Raw genomic sequence first — 22990 nt, forward strand, 5'->3', positions numbered from 1 at the left:
TCCTAGCTTGCTGCTATTTCGATATAATATTATAATCTCATGATGGTTTTGTCAAAAGAAGTTTTGATTTAAAAATATGTTATTAGAAATGAATGTGAAACAGAGAACCATCAAAAACGAGGTTGAAATTTCGGGGGTAGGTCTTCATACAGGAAAAATTGTATCGATGACAATCAAACCAGCTCCGGAAAATCACTGGTTTAAGTTCAGACGTGTAGATTTAGACGGTCAGCCAGAGATATTGGTTGATGCAGATAATGTCACAGACACTTCCAGGGGAACCACGATTTCTCAAAATGGAGCAAGTGTTAGTACAATAGAGCATTTAATGGCATCATTAATTGGTTTACAAATCGACAATGTCCTGATTGATATTGATGGTCCTGAAATTCCGATATTGGATGGTAGTTCGGCAATTTTCGTGAAACTGTTGGAAGAAGCAGGGTTTGAAGAACAGGAAGCAGATAGAGATTACTATGAAATCTCCAATAATATTCATTATGCAGAGCCTGATCGTAAAGTTGAGATCTTGGGTATGCCGATGGATGGTTATCGTCTGACTTGTATGATTGATTTCAATTCACCTGTTTTGGGCAGTCAACATGCTGCGATTACGTCAATAGAAGATTTTAAAGCTGAAATCGCATCTTCACGTACCTTTTGTTTCCTACATGAACTGGAGATGCTGGTCGATCACGGGTTGATTAAAGGGGGAGATCTAAGCAATGCGATTGTCATTGTAGATAAAGAAACTTCTCCGGAGGAGTTGCGAAAACTGGCTCATCTTTTCCATAAAGAAACTGTTGCTGTAGCAAAAGAAGGTATTCTGAATAATAATCAATTGCGTCATCAGAACGAACCAGCGAGACATAAGCTGTTGGATATGGTTGGTGATCTGGCGCTAGTGGGCAGGCCTTTGAAAGGTCATATTATGGCCGCTCGTCCTGGACATGCTGCGAATGTTGCCTTTGCAAAGAAAATCAAAGAGCAGATTAAAAAAGATAAAACACGCAAAAAGATAAAGGTTTACGATCCTAATATGCCCGCATTGTATGATACGGTGGAAATCATGAAAATTCTTCCGCATCGTCAACCAATGCTCATGGTCGATAAAATTTTAGAACTAACGGAAACCCATGTGGTAGGGTTAAAGAATGTGACCATGAATGAAGATTTGTTTATGGGACATTTCCCCGGAGCACCACTATTCCCGGGCGTATTACAAGTAGAAGCGATGGCGCAGACTGGTGGTATCTTGGTCTTAAAGACTGTTCCAGATCCTGAAAACTGGTTAACCTTATTTCTCAAAATCGAGAATGCACGCTTTAAAGCACAAGTAACCCCAGGAGACTCTGTTATTTTTAGATGTGATCTGATGGAACCGATCCGGAGGGGCATCGCTAAAATGAAAGGTGTGGCCATGGTGGGAGAGAAAATTGTCTGTGAGGCTGAACTTATGGCACAGATCGTAAGAGTAAATAACAACTAAAGAAGTATAGATGATACAGCCATTAGCTTATATTCATCCAGAAGCAAAGATTGCTAAAAATGTGGTCATTGAACCATTTGTAACCATTTACAAAGACGTTGTCATTGGAGAGGGGACTTGGATTGGCTCAAATGTGACCATTATGGATGGAGCTCGAATTGGAAAGAACTGTAAGATATATCCCGGTGCCGTAATTTCTGGTGAACCTCAAGACTTAAAATTTGATGGTGAGATTACAACAGCAGAAATTGGTGATAATACAACGATCCGTGAATGTGTGACAATTAATCGAGGAACGAAGGATCGTTATAAAACTGTCATTGGAAAGAATTGTTTGATTCAGGCCTACAGCCACGTTGCACATGACTGTGAAGTGGGTGATAATTGTGTTTTTTCAAATAACAGTACCCTTGCCGGACATATCACCGTCGGAGATTATGTTGTTTTAGCAGGAATGGTAGCAGTACATCAATTTGTGAAAATTGGTTCGCATGCATTTGTCACAGGAGGTTCTTTGGTGCGTAAAGATATTCCACCGTTTGTAAAAGCAGCCCGTGAGCCAATTTCATATGCCGGAATTAACTCCGTAGGATTGCGTAGAAGAGGGTTTTCAGAAGAGCAGATCGCCGAAATTCAAAACCTTTACCGCATTCTATTTGTTCAAAACCGCAATTTAGCGAAAGCAATAGAAATTATTGAAGCTGAATATCAGGCTACTGAAATCCGTGATGAAATTTTGGATTTCATCCGCAATTCGGGTAGAGGTATCATGAAAGGATTCAACAATAGAGCGATGTAATCGCATTACCCAACCGCATAGCTTTGGAAATAACGTTAAAGGATATAGGTCGAAGATATAACCGCGAATGGATTTTCAGACATATTAATTATCGTTTTGAATCCGGTAAGAGCTATGCTGTCCTCGGACAGAATGGTTCCGGAAAATCGACCTTATTAAAGGTGCTTTCCGGCAGTCTGTCATCTTCCGAAGGCGAATTGATTTATACAGATGGAGAGCGCATCATCGGTATCGATCAGATTTACAAGCAGCTATCTATCGCCGCACCCTATGTCGAATTGATCGAAGAGTTTACCTTGCGTGAGCTATTCGATTTTCACTTTCAGTTTAAACCTTATCTCCAAGGATTCGATAAAGAAAGTGTTTTGAATCTGTTGGGGTTGGAAAATGCCTTAGATAAAGAAATAAAATATTTTTCATCGGGTATGCGTCAACGGGTTAAATTAGTTTTGGCCTGCTGCTCGAATACAGATCTGGTATTATTGGATGAGCCTACAAGTAATCTAGATATAGCAGGAGAGGAATGGTATCTGGATTTAATAGACCGTACCAAGCGGGATTTTAGAATGCTTATTATCTGTTCAAATCAAAAAAAAGAATACGAATTCTGTGACGAAAAGATTTCTATTATCGACTTCAAAAAGTAGCGAATGAAATTTTAATAAAACAATTAGTTTTTGTATTTTTGACGACTCAATAATGAGATAACCGTTTAAAGTTCAATTCAAAGAATGGCTAAGGCATCAGAGGTAAAATCAGGAAATATTTTAAGATTTAATGGGGAGTTGGTCTCCGTAGAAGAATATATACACCGTACGCCAGGTAATTTGCGCGCTTTTTATCAAGCAAGAATGCGTAATGTGAAGACTGGTAAATTAGTAGAATATCGTTTTAGAGTGGACGAGAGTGTGGAGATTGCACGTGTTGAAACGAATGATTACCAATACTTATACGAAGATGGCGAGTTTTTCGTCGTAATGGATAATAATACGTATGAGCAATTTAATATTCCTAAATTTTTATTTGGTGATTCAGCGCGTTTCTTAAAAGAAGGAATGACTGTGATTATTGCATTTGAAAGTGATGAGCCTATTATGGCAGAGGCACCTAAAAGTGTTGAATTGGAAATTACGTATACAGAACCTGCTGTAAAGGGAGATACATCTACGAATGCATTGAAAAAAGCTACTGTAGAAACGGGAGTAGAGATTATGGTTCCTCTATTCATTAACCAAGGAGAGAAAGTAAGAGTCGATACGCAAACAGGTAATTATATCGAACGCGTAAAGTAATATAAGATTTTAGGTTTAGGTTGATTATTCGGTCTTGATAGCGCTCGCTACAAGGCCGTTTTTTTTACTGTTTGTCCTTTTGTCAACTATTGCCAATACGAAAGAAATCTATTTTGTCCATTGTTATCCCGCGAAATGATGTTATAAAGATATATCTTTAAGCATGAAATCTAAAAAGGAATTAAGACAGGAATTTAAGTTAAAAAGATGCCAGCTTTCTAGGGAAGAAGAGGAGCGTCTCAATCGCGATTTACTGCTCCAATTTCAGATGATAGATCTAGCGGCAGTTAAATTTATGCATGTTTTTCTTCCAATTGAAAAATATCATGAACCAGATACCTATTCCATCATTAACTATGTGAAGGAATTTTTTCCGAAGGTTGTTCTCGTTGTCTCACGATCGAATTTTGCCGACTATTCCATGCAACATTATATCCTTGATGAGCGAACTGTGTTTGAAACAAATGAATGGGGTATTCCAGAACCTGTTTCAGGGACAGCAGTACTGCCAGCGGCCATTGATTTTATCCTAGTTCCTTTATTGGTGTTTGATGTTGATGGCCATAGAGTCGGTTATGGAAAAGGATTTTACGATCGGTTTTTTGCACTTTGTGCGCCAGAAATCCAACGTGTAGGACTATCTTTTTTTAATCCGATCGATCGGATAGCTGACCGAAATGAACACGATGTTCGACTGACTAAAGCGATTACACCCAATCGCATTTATAGTTTTTAATATTCTATATGCTTAATGCTGATTTTTGTTGATGTAGCAAACTAAAGTGTACTCCTTCCATGGTTTATTGTCTCTTCGAAGCCCATAATCCTGTTGGTCAGAAATAATACGATGAGCAAAGGGCATTTCTCATTTTATTTCCTGCTGATTTTATTATATACTGATTTAATTAAAATTATTTTTTATTTTTAATGTGAAATTCGACCTCGATGACAGTATGCTGAGATTTTTTATTGTACTTTTTTCTATAACGATAATTTCCGGTCGTGCTGTCTTTGGAATGGATATGATGGATTCTAATTCCTCGATGGAGGAAAAGAATTTTTATGAGACAATTATCCGTGAATCACAGAAGTACCATGCTTCAAGTGCGGCGTTGAGCAGATACCTAACTCCCTATTTCAATCAGGCTATTCGGAAAAATGACAATGCGTTGCTTGCCATTTATTATTGTTTGTTAGCGGATCAATCTTTTGACAGTGAAGGCGGAAGAAATAGTTTTAGTGACAAATACTACCTAAAAGCTCTGGATCTGGAAAAGAACTATAATTATCAAAATGTCAGCGCATGGGTGAAGGTCATGTACGGTTTTTATCTGTATAGGTGCTTAAAAGCGTCAGAGGCCCTTCCTTTACTCTTAGAGGGCGAAAAAGGATTGGAGGAGATACCCAAGGATCTGGCGTTGGATCTAGCACATACTTATAAGAAGCTCGGCTATTTCTTTGGCACGCTCGGAGATTACAGCGCTGGAATTAAGTACTTGGAGCTTGGCAGACAGCAGGAGGGTATTTCTCCAAAATTTAAGGCGGAGATCTTGGACAACCTTGGCTTATTGACCTTAAAAAGTGGTGGGGATACCGTGGAGGCAATGAAAAATTTCGAGATTGCGCAGAATCTGGCGCTTTCTGAGAAAGATTCTCTTCGTTATGCAAAGACTTTGGGCAATCAGGCGCGGGTCTATGAAGGAAGGGGAGACTATCAAAAAGCCTTATCACTTTTAGAAAAAGATCTGGAAATTTCAAAATCCCTGGGGAATAATAAAAACACCATTTTTGCTTTAATGATGCGGATTCGGCTGCGTATTTCAATGGGTGCAAACCAAGAGGTCAAAAAAATGATCAGGGATACCGAGCAACTATTGGAAGGAACCGATGACAAAAAGACAATCCTCGAACTGGAAGAGCATAAGCTGAATCTTGCTATCCAAAATCATGACCTGAAGCAAGAGTTAAAAGCACGTCGGCGTATTGAACAACTCCAGGATTCATTGCGCTTCCTGGATGGTGATCCAGTTTTGTCCCAGTTGAAATTTATGGCTGACAGGCAGAAATATGCTGACAAGTTATCATTAGCCCAGGCACTCATCAAGAAAAAGCGTGCAGAGACAAGATTGTGGGTGATATTGAGCTTGTTTGTATTGGTGCTATTCTTCTTTATTTATAACGCATTTCGATACCGCTCACGGAAGCGTATGCGGGAATATGAATATCAGTTGCTTAATCTCAAATACACCAAAGCCGAATTGGACAAGGAGCTAATGAGTTCCAAGAACCAAATAGATGAGTATATGGTCTATCTCAGACGTAATAATGAACAAATCGATCTCCTTTCGTCTATGCTTGAAGAGCGGGGGGCGGCAAGTATCAAAGACCGGGATGAGCTTAAAATACTTTTGCAGTCTCATCTTATCACCGATGAGAAATGGCAGGAATTTAAGCTTTTGATTACTAGGGAATTCCCAAATTTACTGCAAGATATCCAAGCTAAATTTCCAGATCTTACTGAATCTAATCTGCGTGTGATTGTGCTGATGAAATTGGGACTAAATAATAGAGAAGTCGCCAATGTTTTGGGCGTTACCCCCGATGCGATCAAAAAATCAATGCAACGCCTGAAAAAGAAACTTGGTGCACAAGCAGGCATATTGATGGAATATATTTCGGATAAAGAACTTGTTTAGTCATTCATTCCGAAACAGCTTGATAAAACCTCCAATGGATCGCTGAAGAATAATTACTCCTTTATCAAGCTCTTTATAGTGTATTTCTGTTACTTTTTTGAATCAAGCAGCCCATCTGGTTTAGACAATATCGTACTCAATTAATTTAAGTTATACCTTTTTCTTTCCTGAAATGTTCGACCATTAGTGCCCTTTGCTGGGGACCAACTTCGTACCATGTTATTACCAACTTTGTACTGCAAGCAGATTGAGTGTACTTTGAATCCACCTTGAGTCCACCTTTTACAGTGCTTGCACTGTGCCTGCACGTTTTTTACAAGTTGGGAGGAGGGCGAACTTGGGCCGAACTTGTCCATAAGCTGTTTACAAGAAAGGGCGAAGAAAATTGCAAGACTTGCAATTGTTATTTAGCTTTAATGAAGGATCAATGATAATGGATTTATCAAATACCTCGCGGTTCTTTGTGTAGGTATGCTAACAAAGATAATCCGATTTTACCTAGATTTGTTTCGTCACAAACAAGGTGTAGCTTTTGCAAAAAGAGAAAGGATGTAGACAATCCAATTCACTACTGCCAAAAATATGACCGTCTCAGTTCCCTGGACGGTCATAATAAGTGTAGAGCTCAATGGGCTTCTATCTAATCCAACGGATTTTCTTTTAGATTTTTTTCCCATGCCCATGCGGAGGCCATCATCTCATCGATACCCAGTGCAGCTTTCCAGTGCAATTGATTGGCCGATTTCGTTACATCCCCATATACCTTGATGATATCACCATCCCGACGGGGGCCAATTTCATAATTCAATTTTTGACCAGAGGCTTTCTCAAATGCTTTGATGGCTTCAAGTACAGAGTAGCCGTTGCCGGTGCCTACATTGAATACGTCGTATTGGCCATTCGGATTTCCTTTTTCCAATAATTTGATTGCAGCGACGTGGGCTTTTGCTAAATCGACCACATGAATATAATCACGTACACAAGAACCATCAGGTGTATCATAATCGTCCCCAAATACCGTTAATTTTTCTCTTTTACCGATAGCCGTTTGCGTAATGAAAGGAAGTAAGTTTTGAGGTACACCATTCGGCAATTCGCCAATCAGGGCAGACTCATGCGCACCTACTGGATTGAAGTAACGTAGGGCGATAATGTTATAGTTATCGTACGCAGCGGCTGTTTCTTCAAGAATCTCTTCAGCAATCTGTTTTGTATTGCCATAAGGTGAAGTCGCTTTTTTTACAGGAGCGCTTTCATTAACAGGAAGAGTATCCGGTTCGCCGTATACTGTACAGCTTGAAGAGAATACAAAATTAATTGGTTTGTTCCGATAGGACTCCAGGATGTTGATCAGGGAGAAGAAATTATTGTGGTAGTATTTTAAAGGGTTTTGAACGGATTCGCCTACCGCTTTAGATGCCGCAAAATGAATAATCCCAGATATATCGCTGTTATTTTTTACAAATTCATTTACTTTATTGGCATCACAAAGATCGAATTGATGAAATTCGGGTTTAATACCAATGATCTTCTCGATCTGATCCAAGATCTTGATATTTGAATTGGAAAGATCATCAATGATTACAGGAGTATATCCTGCCTGATGTAGTTCGACAACGGTGTGAGAACCAATATAGCCTGTTCCGCCTGTGACTAATATTTTTTTGCTCATTATTTTTGATTATAGTATGTAAAGTCTTTATGTGATAAGGTTTCCAAAGGAACCTTTCTGTAAAAATCGATGGTTTTTTCTAAGCCTAATTTTCGATCTATTTTGGGCTGCCAATTTAATTTTGCCTTCGCCAGGCCAATATCCGGTTTCCGCTGTTTGGGATCGTCCACCGGCAGGGGTTTATGGCTGATCTTGCTGGAGCTGCCCGTTAGTTCGACAATCTCCTGTGCCAGCTGTAAGAGCGATATTTCATCGGGGTTGCCTATGTTTATCGGTTGTATACAATCAGAATGCAATAATCTATAGATCCCTTCGATCTGATCATCAATATAACAGAATGACCGCGTCTGTGAGCCATCACCAAACAGCGTAATGTCTTCGCCACGAATAGCTTGGGCTATAAAAGTAGGGATGGCACGACCGTCATTGAGGCGCATTCTCGAGCCGAAAGTATTGAATATTCTGACAATACGTGTATCAAGTCCATGGGCATTATGGTAGGCCATCGTAATGGCCTCCTGAAATCTTTTGGCTTCATCGTATACCCCTCTGGGGCCGACAGGATTGACATTGCCCCAATAATCTTCTGATTGTGGCGATACCAAGGGGTCGCCATAGACTTCTGAAGTGGATGCGACTAAGATCCGGGCCTGTTTGGCCCTTGCCAGACCAAGGAGATTGTGGGTGCCCAGTGAGCCAACTTTGAGGGTTTGAATCGGAATTTTAAGATAATCTACAGGACTTGCAGGAGAAGCGAAATGGAGAATGTAATCCAAATGTCCCGGAATATGGACAAACTTTGAAACATCGTGATGATAAAAATCGAAATTCTCCAGCTTGAACAAATGTGCGATATTCTGTAGGTCGCCCGTGATCAGGTTATCCATCCCGATAACATCGTAGTCTTCGGCAATAAAGCGATCGCAAAGGTGGGAACCAAGGAAGCCTGCTGCTCCAGTGATCAAAATCCGTTTGCGATGTTTATTTTCCACTCAATGCTTCCTTATTAATGAAATGGGTTTGATATCTTTGACTAAGATAAACATTATTTTAACAACATGCGTTTGCTTTATTCAATTGGAATCTTTCTTTATGGACTCTTACTGCGTATTTTGGCCCCTTTTCATGCCAAGGCGCGGCTCATGGTGACAGGACGAAAAGACTGGTATTCACGGATGAAACAAACGGTTGATTCCAGCCAAAAACATATCTGGTTTCACTTCGCTTCCCTAGGGGAATTTGAGCAGGGCAGACCTGTTTTGGAGGCCGTAAAAAATAATTATTTGGACCATAAAATAATTGTAACATTTTATTCACCTTCAGGCTACGAAATAAGAAAGAATACTAATCTGGCGGATCATGTTTTCTATTTACCTTATGACACGTCTCAGAATGCACGGCTGTTTTTAGACCTGATCAATCCTTCATTTGCAGTCTTCACAAAATATGAATATTGGTATTATTATTTTGAAGGCTTACACAGCAGGTCTATTCCATTATTTCTTGTTTCGGCGATTTTTAGACCGGAACAGATTTTCTTTCAGGCTTATGGTACTTTTTTTCTTAAGATTCTGGGTTTCGTAACTTATTTCTTTGTACAGAACGAGGAAAGTGTGCGTTTATTGAAAGAATATGGAATTCGGAATGCGGGATTGGCGGGTGACACACGTTTTGATCGTGTAATTGACTTACCTAAGAATCGGAAAGACATACCGTTAATAGCGGATTTTGTAGGTACTGCTCCTGTTTTGGTGGCAGGAAGCACCTGGCCTGAGGATGAGAAATTATTGAAAGAGCTATTCCAACGGTTTCAAGAATATAAGCTGATCTTAGCGCCGCACGAGATCGATGAGGGCCATATTGTCAGTATATTAAATCTATGGCCTGCAGCCCTTCGTTTTTCAAAAATGAAAGAATATGATACGGCTACTTTAACGGAAGGAAAGGTATTGATCATAGACAATATCGGCTTGCTGTCTTCTTTGTACGGTTATGGTCAGGTGGCCTATATCGGCGGTGGATTTGGTGTGGGGATACATAATACATTGGAAGCAGCGACTTATGGAATGCCGGTACTGTTTGGGCCTAATTTTAAGAAATTTCAGGAAGCGAAAGATCTGATTGAACAAGGGGGAGGTTTCTCCTTTTCTAACGGCGAGGGGCTTGCCGCTGTATTTGAACAATTGCAGGATCAATACAAACGCGTGGAAGCAGCGAAATCCGCACGCCAATATGTACAGCAGAAAGCAGGGGCGACACCCATTATCATGAAATACTTGAAGAATGCCAATTTATAAAAATATGAAGAAAGCTGCTCCAAAGGTAAAAGCAAACTAACCAAGCGGCGAAGAGCCAAAAAAGAGCCACTAAGCGTAGACCAGCGAAAGTAAAGAAAAATAGGGCTCCGTTGATTTTGGATACCCTATTTTATATTGAAAATTGGATTTTAATAGTACGTGTATCTTCTTACACCTGCAATATGCCGCGATAAACGCATGACCTGATGGGAATAGCCATACTCATTATCATACCATACGTACAGTACAATATTTTTGCCATCAGCCGAAACAATGGTTGCGGGGCCATCAACAACAGCGGCAGCTGTGGTACCTATAATATCGGTCGATACAAGCTCATCATTGCTGGAGAATTTAATCTGTTCGACAAGATTTCCTTCCAATGCACTCGTTTTTAAAATTGTGTTTATTTGTTCCAAAGATGTGGCTGAGGTCAGTTCTAAATTTAATATGGCTAACGATCCATTCGGTACTGGTACGCGGATGGCATTGGAGGTGAGCTTGCCAGTTAAAGTTGGGAGGACTTTTGAAACAGCACTTCCAGCGCCGGTTTCGGTAATGACCATATTAAGAGCTGCAGCACGACCTCTTCTGGATTTTTTATGCATATTATCCACCAGGTTTTGGTCATTTGTATAGGAATGTATGGTTTCTATATGACCTTTCAGGATACCTATTTTCTCTTCGAGAACGGCCAAAACTGGCGCAATAGCATTTGTGGTACAGGATGCCGCGGAAAAAATAGCCTGTTTTTCCAGATCTATCGTGCTTTCGTTTACACCGTAAACAATGTTGGGTACGCCTTTGCCAGGTGCCGTTAACAAGACTTGCGAAGCGCCTTTAGAAACTAAATGGCGTGCAAGTTCTTTTTCATCACGAAAGGCTCCTGTATTATCGATCACCAATGCATTATTGATACCGTATGTTGTATAATCAATATCTTCAGGTTGCTTAGCAGAGATAACGTTGACTGTGATACCATTAATAATCAGCGCATTTTTTTCAGGGTCTGTATACACTTCACCCTCAAATTCCCCATGTATAGAATCGCTTTTCAGAAGAGCAGCTCTTTTTAACAATGATTTGGCATCATTGGGGTCCCTGGTGACTATTGCCCGTAGCCGAAGTTGCTTGCCAGAACCCGATTTATTAATGAGTTCGCGTGCCAGTAGGCGACCAATACGACCGAAGCCATAGAGCACAACATCGCGGGGTGTTAATTCCTGCCATTCCGCGATTCCCTGTAATTCATTGAGAATAAAAGAAGACAAATCCTCCGAATTGATCTGTCGGTTGGTGACTTTAGCCGCAAGTTGACCAATATCAATTCGAGCAGGAGCTAAAGCTGATTTTTCCAGTACACGGGCAACAGCTAATAGATCAAATATGGTCATTGTATTGCCAGTAAGGATAGTAGTTTCGCGGAGGTGATTGAGAATCACGCTCACTTTTTCATCAACAAGCTGTTCTCTGAAAAGGATGAGTTCAACAGCCTGATTATACCACAGATTGCTAATGATTTGAATCAGTTCAACAGCTGCATTTTGCTGTTCTCTGTAACTTTTGATTTCTGCATCAAAAGAAGGTCTATGTAACATAATATTTTATAATAGATTATGTTGCAAACATAGGATAAACAGCGCTAAAAATTAGACTTGATTTTCATTTTCGTAATTATCAAAACAAAAACAGGGTATTTATTGTTGTTTTGGTAAATTTTTAGCTTTTTTTGTTGCTAATTTTCAATGATAAATAATTCGGACATGATATGATCGGCCATTAGTTTGCCAGTATCTGTTAATCTTAATTTGTTATCGTCTAAAATTAATTGCTGTTGTTCGAGAAATGGCAAGGCATCTTCCATTATTTTGCTCTTAACACTGTAGTCAAATTTCTTTTCTAGTTGTTCAAGATCAAGTCCCCACATCGTACGCAGTGAGGTCATGATACACTCATTAATCTGATCACGCACAGATAGATGCTCGATTTCCAGTGGAAGCTGGTTTGTTTGTATCGAGCCGATATACTTGGCGTTATTAGCGATATTCCAGGATCTGGAATGACCATTGAATGAATGGGCTGAAGGGCCGATTCCAAGATAATGCTTACCTTTCCAATAATTGGTGTTGTGGCGCGCATATAAACCATTTTTCGCGAAATTGGAAATTTCATATTGTTCATAGCCCGCCTTTTTCAATGTTTCGATCAGCAGGTCCATCTGATCGGCAGCCTGATCTGAATCAATAGCAGGACTCGTGCCCTTCTTAATGAAATGATCCAGTGCTGTTTTGGCTTCCACGGTCATGGAGTAAGAAGAGATATGGGGGACTGCAAAATCGATCAGTTGTTGCATATTGTAGCGCCATTTTTCATCGGTCAACAGGGGGTAGCCATAAATAAGATCACAGGTGATATTCTCAAATCCTGCATCCTGTACACGCATGATTGCTGCAGATGCTTCCTGTCTGGTGTGGGCCCGATTCATCCATTTCAGATCTTCCTCAAAAAAGGACTGTATCCCTATACTGAACCTATTTATGGGAGTTGATGACCTTAATGCATTTACTTTTGCAGCGTTCAGGTCATCTGGATTTGCTTCCAGTGTAATTTCGGCCTGGTTGCTTATGTCAAATTGTTTGGCAACAGCGTCAATAATCCTAGCGATTTCATCCGCTTCCAAGAGGGAGGGCGTCCCACCACCAAAATAGATGGACTCAACTTTTCGGTCTTCCAGATAAGAAGATCGAAGTTCGATTTCTCGCAACAGGGCATCGACCATTTCAGTTTTGTATTGCAGTGAAGTACTGAAATGAAAGTCACAATAATGACAAGCCTGTTTGCAAAATGGGATATGGATGTAAATCATGGACACAAATATACCAAGACCGGATTAACTTCGTCGCTTATTCACATTTTTTCTTCTTTGCGCCGATCGGTTTAATCCTACATTAGCTACAATTGACAAGCTAAATGGGCCATTGAATTTTTGGAATGACAGACTTTGGCTTTCTTGTGCTTCCTTTTATGGAAGTTCTTTTTTGAAAATAGTGTTTGGAATAATATATAAAGAACTTGGCAACAAGTGAGTTATTTTTTATCTTGTTGTCGAGATTTAAACCGCTGTATCAAAAGGCAGACACCAATTAAAAGTATGTTATATCATCAAAAATCAATCTTATGAAACGATCTTCCCGTCGCGACTTTCTGAAAAATGTTCTTGGTGCATCGAGTATGCTGCTGCTTTCGCAGCAAGGATTTGCTGTGGATAATCGGTATGAAGAAGCATTTATTGATAAGTTGCTCCCAGCACCAAAGGGCGGCGGATTCGCTATGGAAGATTATTGGATATGGGATCCTTCAGTGATTAAGGGCGAAGATGGTCGCTATCATATGTTTGCATCACGTTGGAGCAAAAAATATGGCTTTGGTAATTGGGTAACCAATTCCGAAGTTGTTCGCGCAATTTCCGATACCCCAGAAGGGCCCTATGAATTTGTCGAGGTGGTCTTGCCGGCTCGTGGAAAAAAGTATTTTGATGGTTGTACAACCCATAATCCGCGTATTGTTAAAAATGGCGACTATTATGTACTTTATTATTTTGGAAACAATTATGAAGAGCCTAATCCTAGTTATTCCGAGAATGTTTGGGAATCGGGGCTGGGTGAGAAAGCCTGGATGCATAAACGCATCGGAATGGCTTATTCAAAGTCGATATCAGGGCCTTGGAAGCGCGTAGATCAACCGATTTTGAATCCGAGGAAGGGCGAGTGGGATGCTTCCATTACGTCAAATCCTTCTCCAGTTGTTTTGCCCGATGGAAAAGTTTATCTGATCTATAAATCATCACCGTCGAACTCCCGCCCCCCCTTGTTATTAGGGGCAGCACAGGCTGATTCGTTCCTTGGGCCCTATCTTCGTTTATCCAATAAGCCTATTTTTTCATTCCATACCGATCAAAATCATGAGAATGATGTAGAGGATCCTTTCGTATGGCATAATGGCCGGCATTTTGAATTGATTATGAAAGACCGTTATGGTAAAATCTGTGGGGAAGAGGGGGGGGGCATCCATGCCTATTCGAAAGATGGAATCGATTGGCATCTGTCAAAGGCGGTCAAAGCCTATTCCAAGACGATCCGCTGGAATGATGGGACTGTCAGTCATCAAGCTAATTTTGAACGTCCATTTTTACTATTTGAAAACGGAAAACCGACACATCTTTTTGCGGCTACAGGAGATGGATCCGAGTCTTATCAGTTTGGACGGACCTGGAATATGGTGATTCCGTTGAAGGTATAATAAAAAGAGCTGTATCATATTTTTAATACGATACAGCTCTTATGATTTTTATGATCTCATCAATGGAACATCTTTACATTAATCTGCTGCGATGCTCATGTTTAAACAGTGCCCATGTTTCAACAGTTGAATTAGCGTGTCAGGTTATTGTTCGCTGATTCTATATCTGCAAGTCGGAGCGATGGATCTATTGTGACTGTTTTTGGAGCTTTATTGACTGAAATTTTATATTCAGGGTTGGTCCAGAACCAATCCATCAGTACCGTGCGTTTTATACCCTTGTATATCTCAAAATTTTCCTCGGGTTTTTCACCGCGCATTTCACGTAAAGGGATGTAAAATAGCTCTTTGCTTCCATCTTGATATTCTACAAGTATATCGAGTGGCATCGCAAAGTTTGATTTGTTGAGCAGCTGAATTTCTGAATCAGTTACGTGACCGATTGCATAATCAATTTGACGTGTGGTATTGATAAATAAATTGAAATACCACTTCAGGTTTATTCCTGATACTTCTTCGGCAACACGTTTGAAATCATTGGGTGTAGGATGTTTGAACTTCCAGATATCGTAGAATTTCAAAAAGGTTTTCTCTAGATTCTCCTGACCGATAATGTAGCCCAACTGTTCAGCTAGCACAGCTCCTTTATTATAAGCTTCGTTACTATAGCCATAATTTGTATTATAATAGTCCGCAAGTAGGCTCATTGGTTCTTCTTTGCCTGAAAGTGCCAGCTTATAATAAGCCCGGTAGGCATCGATCAGCGGATTTGATGCGATAGCGCCCCGTTTTTCAAAAAGATGCTGCATGGCCAATTCTTCAACATACGAAGTGAATCCTTCGTCAAACCATTCATCAACGGTTTCGTTGATCCCGAATAGATGCTGATACCAGGAGTGAGCAGATTCATGGAAGATAACACCAACAAGGCTTTTTAGATTACGCCCACCGGTAATCAATGTCGCAGTGCCATATTCCATGCCACCATCACCCCCCTGAATAATGGTATAAGTCGGCCAAGGATATTTACCGAATTTAGCACTACAGAAATCGAAAAACTCAGTTGATAGGCCGAGAGCTGTTTTCCAGTTTGATATAACTTCTTTGTCAGTAGGGAGATACACCGTGTAAACTTTTATGCCATTTTTGCTTGAGGCGGAATCTACCACGAATTTGGGATCTGCAGCCCAGACAAAATCATGGATGTTTTCGGCTTTGTAATGCCAGGTTGCTTTATCTTTATTGGTTTTTATTTTAGCTTTTGTCTGATAGCCTTTCACCTCATTTGGATTTTGAAGTACCCCCGAAGCACCGACAACATAGTTCTTGTTGAGGTGTATGGTGACGTCAAAGTTGCCGAAAGGTGCGATAAACTCACGGCCGATATATTCATCAAGGTGCCAGCCAAATTCATCAAACTGTGCCATCTTTGGATACCATTGTGCCATAGAAAGCGCCACTCCTTCTGCCGAATTGCGGCCTGACCTTCGGATTTGTTCAGGTACCTGTGCAGTCCATTCTATATTAAAATTTGCTGTTTCTCCGTCCTGGATCGCAGTTGGTAGGGAAACTTCTAATATTGTACCATCAATCTTATAGCTTGTATTGACCCCATTCATGCTGAGGCTTTTGATTTTTTGGTAACCGATCTGATTGGGTTGTAGCGTTTCAATACGGCTTTGCAATATTGGTTTTTCTTTGGTGCCAATATTTGATACCATCCTTTTATCTGGATCGCTGATATTTTTCAAGCGGTAATCCATCATTGATCCTGGTTGGAATGCATTAAAATATAAATGAAAATAGACTTTTTTTAAGGATTGGCCTGAATTGTTGCTATACTTCAAAGCCATTTTTCCATCATATTGATAAGCTTTTTCATCCACGTTGACATCCATTGTATAGTCAACCTTCTGCTGCCAGAATCCTTTTCTCTGGGCCTTTACTTCCTGTCCTCCAATATTTATGACACATATAAGTGCTAGAAAGGACAATATTTTGATTTTCATGTTCCAAACTTACAAAATTGTCTCAAGAAATGCCGATTAATCAGCCCGATCCAGATCAATGTCATCAAATCTTGACGAAAAGTGATTTTTTTATTAATAATTGGCTTGGTTTTGGTTAGGAAATTTATCTGTTGAGTTAACAAATATTACACATAAATTTATGGAAAATCTGTATTATAAGCCTTCTGGGAAGGTGCCTGCTTTCGCATTAATCGGTTCGCTTGTGTTAGGTATTGTAGGATCAATTATTTTGGCAATTGTCTATATCGCCTTACAATGGTTTATTCCGATTGTCTATTTCAATGTCTTTATCACACTTGGATTTGGAGCAGGATTGTTTTATCTGCTTAATTTTTGTTTCAAGCAATGGAAGCTTCGGAACAAAGGTGTTGCGATTATAATCACACTGATCGTTGCTATAGTTGGTTTTTATGCACAGTGGGCGCTGTTTGTTTCGTTGATGTATAATGCTGAAGGTACCATGGGTGGAGACACCTGGGTGAAATCTTCTTTTAGCCTGGAAGGCTTTAAGGCATTTTTTATGCACCCCTCTTTTATCTGGGAGGCGTTACAGGGCTTAAATGAGGTCGGTACATTTAGCTTGAAGAAATCAACTGTTTCAGGGGGGATGCTTTGGGCCGTATGGGGAATTGAAATGGCAATCATTCTGATTACACCTATTATTATGGCTTTTCGGGGTATTACCATTTATCCTTTTTCAGAGAAAGATGAAATCTGGATGAACAAGAGGATTTTGCCGGGAAGATTAAAATTTGTTGAGGACAAGGATGCTATGGCGAATACTTTGGCCAATCATGATTTTGCCTATGTCTACGATCATCTTTCCGATGAAGAAGAGCATTTTTCTTTTGCGACGGCAGAAGTGTACGAATCGGATACTGATGACCATCAATATCTGACCATCTATAATCATCAATTCGTGGAGAAGAAAGGGAAGATGGAGGAAAAGAAAGATGAGGTTATTGAATTCCTACGAATTAACAGGAATAGCTTATAGAAGTAGCTGAATGGCTGAGGTTATGTAAAAATAAAATAGCTCCGGGATTTATTTCCGGAGCTATTTTTTCAATAGGCTATTTAACTAAATGACCACCTTTTTCTTTCCAGTCATTGATGGAGGCACTATATATTTTAATGTCTTTAATGCCATTTTTAGCTAAGATCGAAGCTGCAATTGTCGCCCGGTCTCCAGATTGACAATGCAGGTATAATTCTTTTGTTCGATCAATTTTGTCCAGGTTGTTTTCAATCGTTCCCACAAAGAGATGTGTGGCATGTGGTAGATGTCCTGCTGTAAATTCGGATGTATTCCTAACATCTAGAATCTGAACATTCGGATTCTCCAGTACAGCATTCATCTCCTGGAACCCAATAAGCTGCTGTTGCTCCAAGGAAATTCCCAATTGAGGAATTGTTTCCATAGTAATATATCCGGCAACATGATCGAGGCCGATGCGCATTAGCTTGCGGGCAATCTCTTCCTTTTCGTTTTCATCCATGATCAGCACAAAAGGTTTTGTGTAATCCAAGATCCAGCCAGCCCAGGTATTGAATGTCCGATTATGCTGTATATTGATGCTGCCTGGAAGATAGCCTTTGGCGAAGTCAAATTTATGCCGTGTATCAATGATCGTTGTACCTGCCTGATATAGTTTGTTGAATTCTGCCGTTGAAAGTTTCGGGTACTGAGGCACGCTTGTTTGTAGTGGTCGCTTGATTTTGTTGAGCTTCTTCATCTGGGCAAAATAACGCGGTGGCTCAGGTTGTCCTTCTAAAAGTTCAGTTATAAAACCACTTTCATTATTTTGGTATTGCAGCGCCCAGTTGCGAATCCGCTCGTAGCCCACAGTCGAACTCGGCACAGCGCCCAGCGCTTTACCACATGCCGAACCTGCACCGTGTGCAGGCCAGACCTGAATGTAGTCTGGTAAGGTTAAAAAATGCTGTAGAGACTTAAACATCTGCTTCGCACCGACTTCCTTGGTCCCAATGAGGCCAGCGGCATTCTCCAAAAGATCTGGACGGCCAATGTCTCCAACAAATACAAAATCACCTGTAAATATCATCACCGGATCCATTGTTGCTGGCGTATCAATTAAAACAAAACTAAGACTCTCAGGCGTATGTCCAGGGGTATGGAGCACCTTAAAGATTAGATTTCCAAGATGGATCTGATCACCATCTTTTAATCCGATATGGGGAAACTCATATTGCCAATCTTCGCCCCCTTCGTCGGAAAGATAACATTGGGCGCCGGTTAGTTCGGCCAATTCCAATGTTCCGGAAAGATAATCAGCATGGATATGGGTTTCAGCAATATGTGTAATTTTTAAATTGTTTTTTGCTGCAATCGCTAAGTAAGTGTCGACATCTCTTTTGGGGTCAATTACCATGGCAACACCTTTGGCCTGACAGCCAATTAAATAACTTGAATGTGCTAAAGATGACTCAAAAATGTGTTGAAAAAACATAATATTTGATTTTTAGTGATTTACGAATTGAATGATTTCGAAAGTGAAAATTAGGATACCGATACTGATCAGGAAATAACCAAAAATCCCCTGTAGTCGTACCACCTCCAATTTGTCTTTCCATTTGGAACCAATCTGAAGACCTATTAAAGTGATTAATGTAAAAGTAAGCAATATCGGCCAATTCATGTGGTTCAAGAGTTGGTAGTTGGCGACCAGACCAAAGGAGGCGTTTAACCCAATGATAAATAGCGATGTCGCGATAGCCTGTTTTAATGGTATTCCCAAAAGCAGCACCAGCGAAGGTACAATAAGAAAGCCTCCTCCAGCACCAACAAGTCCTGTCATGACACCGACAAGCAGACCCGCGCTAACTATTTTGAGGACTTGACCAATATGCATGGTGACAGCTGATATTTCGACCTGTTTCCTTCTGCGGATCATTGCCAGTGCGGAAATCAGGATGACAATCGAAAACAGCAGCATAATAATGTGATTTCTGGAGACCGCTATTTCCGCAAGATAAAATTGCGTTGGTATGGCAGCCAACAGGTGGCGCTTGGTCAAGTAGACCGATAGTAAAGACGGAACCAAAAAGAAAGCCGTGGTTTTTAGATCTATTTTACCTCTGATCAGGGGTTTAATTGAGCCGATTATGGCCAGTATTCCAATGGAAAACAGGGAATAATCAAGGGCATATTGAGGCTCAATATGAAATAGGTACACGAAGATCGGTAGTGTTAAAATACTGCCACCACTCCCCATCAAACCCATTGATAGCCCAACCAATATCGCTAATAAAAAGCCAATTATAAATAGTAGTTCCATTTTTTGCTAAATCAAATGCTATTGTTATACCTACAGACTCATGATCGTCTATTCTCGGCTTAATGAGGCAGCTTGTGTCTAATTAAACCATAGATCCATGTCCCTAGGAGAGCGAAGATCAGTACAATGCCCAATGTCCAATAGCCTGAGCCGATTAATGCAAACATAGGTCCCGGACAGGCGCCTGACATTGCCCAGCCCAGTCCGAAAATGGTACCACCGACGAGATAGCGTGTGATACTTTTGTCTTTGGCCTGAAACGCGATCTGCATGCCATTGCTGTCTTTAATCTGTTTTCGTTTGATAATTTGGACAATGATAATCGCTGTTGCGAGTGCCGTACCGATCATGCCATACATGTGGAAAGAGCGGAACTGAAACATCTCATAAATGCGATACCATGAAGCTGCTTCTGATTTGAATAAAATGATCCCAAATAAGATCCCGATCAATATAAATTTTACTACTTTCATTTATGCGAAGATTAAAGGAAATAAGACGTGAACCATGATGATGCCACCTATAAAAAAGCCAATGACAGCAATTAAAGAGGGGAGCTGGAAATTGCTGAGTCCTGAGATGGCGTGTCCTGACGAGCAGCCTCCGGCATATCTTGTCCCGAAGCCAATCAATAGCCCGCCAATGCTCAGTATTAAAAACTGAAACCAAGAGCCGTTAAAAATAAAAATAGACTCGGGAAGATAGCCCTGTAGATGATCTATTATGCCTAGTTCCTTTAAATCAGCGACACTTTTTGCATTGATTTGCGCAGCGGAGCCGTCGCTTAAAAAGTAATGGGCAATGAATCCTCCAATGGCGGTTCCGAGTACCACAAGAAGGTTCCAGGATTGCGTCTTCCAGTCGAAGCGAAAAAAAGAGGACGATTTACCGGCACCTAATACCGTACACATCGTCCGCAGATTATTCGACATCCCGAAATCTTTTCCTTGTTTTAGCAATAAGTACATGACTAATGCAATTAAGGGCCCCGAAATATACCAAGGCCATGGTTGTTTGATGTATTCCAATAACATAGCTTGTTCTTAATTTATATGACAAAGGTACATACCGCTATTACAAAAAACGGTAACAAATGTTACCGTGGAATGTATGCTATTACATATCGTAATACTCAATATTAGCCTCTTTGAGTGCTTGGGTCAATAGGGGCAGATCATCTTCTTTCTGAAATAACTTATTACGCCAGGTACGAAAAGCGGAACCTTTGTTTCGGTTTATAATAATCAAATTGCCGCCGGAGCGTCTGAGATTTCGAATATGTGAAATGTTGCTCAACGGGAATTCAACTGTTTTTTTTGAATTGCTGACGGTGAGTGTATCTTCATCCAGCCGCCATGTGGAATCCAGCGTAGAACACTTGATCGCCAAATACAGTGCAAGGGGAACCATCAAAAGAGCGATGATGATCTTATAAATTTCTTGAATCGGAACTTTCGACATCCCTATCCCTATCAATAGAATCGAGGTCAATAGAATAAACATGTATTTCCCGCGATGCAATGTTGAAAGGTAGAATGTTTGTGGATTACTCTTCATACTTTTTTATAAACTTTCCTTTTGCATTAATATAGTAAAAATTCTCCAGGTCTTCGCTGACCAAGGCTAATCCATTTTCAAAGGGTTGTGCATTTTGGAATTTAAAAGGAATGACCACTTTGCCACTATAGTCGATATATCCATAGGTATTGTCTTTAAAAACCAATAATAATTTCTCGCCAGCAAAAGATAAATATTCCTGACCTGTAGGTAACAATTTTTTGCCGGATTTGTCAACTAACTGATAGGTTAGATTTTCGATAATCAGTGCCAGATTGTCTCGATACTCCGCAATAGTTTCATATTTCGCAGGAATTAATACGTTCCCTTTTAGATCGAGTACACCAGTAAGGTCACCTTCGTTATATAAGGCATGGCTTAAACTTGGGACGGAGATGAAATCATATTTGGCAGCGAGTAATAGTTTGCCATTGTTATCCAACAGACCATATTTCTGATCTTTCATAAATACCAATGGTGCACCTTCCGTATCTAAACTCAACGATTCGTATTGACAAGGGATAACTTCTTTTCCCTGTAAGTCGATTAGGCCAAACATTTGAGCTGCATCAGTGACGATAGCATAATCACCTACATACGCATAGATGGAAGCATATTTTGCTGGCGTGAGTTTATTGCCTAGGCTGTCCTGTACGCCAAAAAAGTCAGTATTGGGATCTTGATACCAAGATAAATGGTCATTTAGAGCTGAATCAGTGGAAGCTTCTTCTACTTCTCCTTCTTCATAACCTGCTGGAATTTCGAATAATGCCGTATCGTAAGGGACTTCTTCAACTTTCGTCGCTTGGATTCCCAGACCTTCGGCACCGATAGATAGTGCTGCTCCGGGTACCTTTTCTAGATAATCGTAGGTTCCCCAATATAATTTTGGTAAATTTTCCGCATACCAGACTGTGATTTCGGTTTGTTTATCTTTACTGCCTGCTAGATTAAATGTCGCTTTTTTGCAGGACAACCCTGCTATCATTTTCTTTTCATTCGGAATTAAGCTCATTTCAAAATCACTTGAGTAAGCGTAATCTCCACCTTCTGATGTTTCAATAAGCTTGCCGGTAGCAATATCCGTTGAAGTATATGTTTTGCTGTTTTCGTCGATCAGATAAGAAGTCTCGTCTTTGCTATTGCTGATCTGTATGGATTTTCCAAACAGCAAACTCTCTACACGCATTTGATCCTTACAAATATAGGCGTGCATCAATGCTTCTCCGTTTCCCGCCAAAATTTTGATAAATTCAGAAGCTGATGTATCTGTGCCAGTCTCGGGGTCGGCAAACTGATAGGTTATTTTAAAGACCTTTTGTTGAGCCAAACTGGTTTTAACAAAAACTAATGTGAAGAAGGCTATGCAAAGGAAAAAATGTTTCATTGGAAATATAAATTAAAATACGAAAGTATTGAAATTTGGCTGGTTTGTGAAATAATCTTTTGCCGATTGGTAAAAATCATGCAGAAATTTTGATATTATTGTATTCAAATGCCATCTTGTAAAATTAGGCTGTGATAGTAGACTGAAAAATAACAAGCATGTTTCCATCACCC

20 protein-coding genes are annotated in these 22990 nt (G+C 40.2%); 9 read left to right on the top strand and 11 right to left on the bottom strand.

What is annotated here, in order from left to right; genetic code table 11:
- Positions 1-88: 88 nt before the first annotated feature.
- From ACK8HY_RS19055 to ACK8HY_RS19080, 6 genes are all read left to right on the top strand, one after another.
- Positions 89-1489 (top strand): bifunctional UDP-3-O-[3-hydroxymyristoyl] N-acetylglucosamine deacetylase/3-hydroxyacyl-ACP dehydratase, encoded by a 1401-nt coding sequence (locus ACK8HY_RS19055; protein ID WP_416134588.1) that lies wholly within the window; start codon positions 89-91, stop codon positions 1487-1489.
- A 10-nt stretch (positions 1490-1499) separates the two neighbouring features.
- Positions 1500-2288 (top strand): acyl-ACP--UDP-N-acetylglucosamine O-acyltransferase, encoded by a 789-nt coding sequence (gene lpxA / locus ACK8HY_RS19060; RefSeq protein WP_075990789.1) that lies wholly within the window; start codon positions 1500-1502, stop codon positions 2286-2288.
- A 23-nt stretch (positions 2289-2311) separates the two neighbouring features.
- Complete coding sequence (locus tag ACK8HY_RS19065) at positions 2312-2935, top strand: ABC transporter ATP-binding protein (protein ID WP_077438234.1); 624 nt, start codon at positions 2312-2314, stop codon at positions 2933-2935.
- 84 nt (positions 2936-3019) lie between these two features.
- Complete coding sequence (gene efp / locus ACK8HY_RS19070; protein WP_077438233.1) at positions 3020-3580, top strand: elongation factor P; 561 nt, start codon at positions 3020-3022, stop codon at positions 3578-3580.
- 163 nt (positions 3581-3743) lie between these two features.
- Positions 3744-4316: a 5-formyltetrahydrofolate cyclo-ligase gene (locus tag ACK8HY_RS19075; protein WP_077438232.1), complete on the top strand. Its 573-nt coding sequence runs from the start codon at positions 3744-3746 to the stop codon at positions 4314-4316.
- 217 nt (positions 4317-4533) lie between these two features.
- The gene (locus ACK8HY_RS19080) at positions 4534-6276 is read left to right on the top strand and encodes a transcriptional regulator (protein WP_416134503.1); all 1743 of its coding nucleotides are present in this window, start codon (positions 4534-4536) and stop codon (positions 6274-6276) included.
- 640 nt (positions 6277-6916) lie between these two features.
- Here the strand turns inward: ACK8HY_RS19080 and galE are convergent.
- Both galE and ACK8HY_RS19090 read right to left on the bottom strand, forming a co-directional pair.
- Complete coding sequence (gene galE / locus ACK8HY_RS19085; protein ID WP_416134504.1) at positions 6917-7948, bottom strand: UDP-glucose 4-epimerase GalE; 1032 nt, start codon at positions 7946-7948, stop codon at positions 6917-6919.
- Positions 7948-8940 carry a UDP-glucuronic acid decarboxylase family protein gene (locus ACK8HY_RS19090; RefSeq protein WP_077438229.1) on the bottom strand — a complete coding sequence of 331 codons (993 nt, stop codon included), beginning with the start codon at positions 8938-8940 and terminating at the stop codon, positions 7948-7950. Before ACK8HY_RS19090 ends, galE begins: the two co-directional genes overlap by 1 nt.
- 66 nt (positions 8941-9006) lie before the next feature.
- On the opposite strand from ACK8HY_RS19090, the gene ACK8HY_RS19095 reads away from it, so the two are divergent.
- A complete protein-coding gene (locus ACK8HY_RS19095) occupies positions 9007-10245 on the top strand; it encodes a 3-deoxy-D-manno-octulosonic acid transferase (RefSeq protein WP_077438228.1) in 1239 nt (412 codons plus the stop codon).
- A gap of 149 nt (positions 10246-10394) precedes the next feature.
- On the opposite strand, the gene ACK8HY_RS19100 is transcribed toward ACK8HY_RS19095, so the two are convergent.
- Positions 10395-11843, bottom strand: coding sequence for a glyceraldehyde-3-phosphate dehydrogenase (locus tag ACK8HY_RS19100; RefSeq protein ID WP_077438227.1), 1449 nt, complete (start codon positions 11841-11843; stop codon positions 10395-10397).
- A gap of 137 nt (positions 11844-11980) precedes the next feature.
- Positions 11981-13111: a radical SAM family heme chaperone HemW gene (gene hemW, locus ACK8HY_RS19105; RefSeq protein WP_077438226.1), complete on the bottom strand. Its 1131-nt coding sequence runs from the start codon at positions 13109-13111 to the stop codon at positions 11981-11983.
- A 311-nt stretch (positions 13112-13422) separates the two neighbouring features.
- Between hemW and ACK8HY_RS19110 the strand changes: the two genes are divergently transcribed.
- Positions 13423-14544 (top strand): glycoside hydrolase family protein, encoded by a 1122-nt coding sequence (locus tag ACK8HY_RS19110; RefSeq protein ID WP_416134505.1) that lies wholly within the window; start codon positions 13423-13425, stop codon positions 14542-14544.
- Between the two features lie 131 nt (positions 14545-14675).
- Here the strand turns inward: ACK8HY_RS19110 and ACK8HY_RS19115 are convergent, their stop codons facing one another.
- On the bottom strand, positions 14676-16553 hold the full coding sequence (locus ACK8HY_RS19115; RefSeq protein ID WP_077438225.1) for a M1 family metallopeptidase: 1878 nt from the start codon (positions 16551-16553) through the stop codon (positions 14676-14678).
- Between the two features lie 160 nt (positions 16554-16713).
- Here ACK8HY_RS19115 and ACK8HY_RS19120 point away from each other — a divergent pair, with 160 nt between their 5' ends.
- On the top strand, positions 16714-17571 hold the full coding sequence (locus ACK8HY_RS19120; RefSeq protein ID WP_077438224.1) for a hypothetical protein: 858 nt from the start codon (positions 16714-16716) through the stop codon (positions 17569-17571).
- 76 nt (positions 17572-17647) lie between these two features.
- Here the strand turns inward: ACK8HY_RS19120 and ACK8HY_RS19125 are convergent, their stop codons facing one another.
- The 6 genes from ACK8HY_RS19125 to ACK8HY_RS19150 form a co-directional block, all read right to left on the bottom strand.
- Positions 17648-19045 (bottom strand): MBL fold metallo-hydrolase, encoded by a 1398-nt coding sequence (locus ACK8HY_RS19125; RefSeq protein WP_077438223.1) that lies wholly within the window; start codon positions 19043-19045, stop codon positions 17648-17650.
- 12 nt (positions 19046-19057) lie between these two features.
- Positions 19058-19873, bottom strand: a complete 816-nt coding sequence (locus ACK8HY_RS19130; RefSeq protein WP_077438222.1) for a sulfite exporter TauE/SafE family protein — start codon at positions 19871-19873, stop codon at positions 19058-19060.
- Between the two features lie 59 nt (positions 19874-19932).
- Complete coding sequence (locus ACK8HY_RS19135; RefSeq protein WP_077438221.1) at positions 19933-20346, bottom strand: DUF6691 family protein; 414 nt, start codon at positions 20344-20346, stop codon at positions 19933-19935.
- Entirely contained in the window at positions 20347-20841 is a 495-nt protein-coding gene (locus tag ACK8HY_RS19140; RefSeq protein WP_254846286.1) for a YeeE/YedE family protein, read from the bottom strand.
- 148 nt (positions 20842-20989) lie between these two features.
- Positions 20990-21430, bottom strand: coding sequence for a hypothetical protein (locus ACK8HY_RS19145; RefSeq protein WP_077438220.1), 441 nt, complete (start codon positions 21428-21430; stop codon positions 20990-20992).
- Positions 21420-22817: a WG repeat-containing protein gene (locus ACK8HY_RS19150; RefSeq protein ID WP_077438219.1), complete on the bottom strand. Its 1398-nt coding sequence runs from the start codon at positions 22815-22817 to the stop codon at positions 21420-21422. Before ACK8HY_RS19150 ends, ACK8HY_RS19145 begins: the two co-directional genes overlap by 11 nt.
- Between the last annotated feature and the right edge of the window lie 173 nt (positions 22818-22990).

The organism is Sphingobacterium sp. NGMCC 1.201703, assembly GCF_047784615.1.
Classification (GTDB): Bacteria; Bacteroidota; Bacteroidia; order Sphingobacteriales; family Sphingobacteriaceae; genus Sphingobacterium.

Bases quoted from the DNA above. Each gene is read 5' to 3' on its own strand.
- ACK8HY_RS19055 (WP_416134588.1), top strand. From the start codon at position 89: ATGAATGTGAAACAGAGAACCATCAAAAACGAGGTTGAAATTTCGGGG.
- lpxA (WP_075990789.1), top strand. From the start codon at position 1,500: ATGATACAGCCATTAGCTTATATTCATCCAGAAGCAAAGATTGCTAAA.
- efp (WP_077438233.1), top strand. From the start codon at position 3,020: ATGGCTAAGGCATCAGAGGTAAAATCAGGAAATATTTTAAGATTTAAT.
- ACK8HY_RS19075 (WP_077438232.1), top strand. From the start codon at position 3,744: ATGAAATCTAAAAAGGAATTAAGACAGGAATTTAAGTTAAAAAGATGC.
- ACK8HY_RS19080 (WP_416134503.1), top strand. From the start codon at position 4,534: ATGCTGAGATTTTTTATTGTACTTTTTTCTATAACGATAATTTCCGGT.
- galE (WP_416134504.1), bottom strand. From the start codon at position 7,948: ATGAGCAAAAAAATATTAGTCACAGGCGGAACAGGCTATATTGGTTCT.
- ACK8HY_RS19095 (WP_077438228.1), top strand. From the start codon at position 9,007: ATGCGTTTGCTTTATTCAATTGGAATCTTTCTTTATGGACTCTTACTG.
- ACK8HY_RS19100 (WP_077438227.1), bottom strand. From the start codon at position 11,843: ATGTTACATAGACCTTCTTTTGATGCAGAAATCAAAAGTTACAGAGAA.
- hemW (WP_077438226.1), bottom strand. From the start codon at position 13,111: ATGATTTACATCCATATCCCATTTTGCAAACAGGCTTGTCATTATTGT.
- ACK8HY_RS19110 (WP_416134505.1), top strand. From the start codon at position 13,423: ATGAAACGATCTTCCCGTCGCGACTTTCTGAAAAATGTTCTTGGTGCA.
- ACK8HY_RS19115 (WP_077438225.1), bottom strand. From the start codon at position 16,553: ATGAAAATCAAAATATTGTCCTTTCTAGCACTTATATGTGTCATAAAT.
- ACK8HY_RS19120 (WP_077438224.1), top strand. From the start codon at position 16,714: ATGGAAAATCTGTATTATAAGCCTTCTGGGAAGGTGCCTGCTTTCGCA.
- ACK8HY_RS19125 (WP_077438223.1), bottom strand. From the start codon at position 19,045: ATGTTTTTTCAACACATTTTTGAGTCATCTTTAGCACATTCAAGTTAT.
- ACK8HY_RS19130 (WP_077438222.1), bottom strand. From the start codon at position 19,873: ATGGAACTACTATTTATAATTGGCTTTTTATTAGCGATATTGGTTGGG.
- ACK8HY_RS19135 (WP_077438221.1), bottom strand. From the start codon at position 20,346: ATGAAAGTAGTAAAATTTATATTGATCGGGATCTTATTTGGGATCATT.
- ACK8HY_RS19140 (WP_254846286.1), bottom strand. From the start codon at position 20,841: ATGTACTTATTGCTAAAACAAGGAAAAGATTTCGGGATGTCGAATAAT.
- ACK8HY_RS19145 (WP_077438220.1), bottom strand. From the start codon at position 21,430: ATGAAGAGTAATCCACAAACATTCTACCTTTCAACATTGCATCGCGGG.
- ACK8HY_RS19150 (WP_077438219.1), bottom strand. From the start codon at position 22,817: ATGAAACATTTTTTCCTTTGCATAGCCTTCTTCACATTAGTTTTTGTT.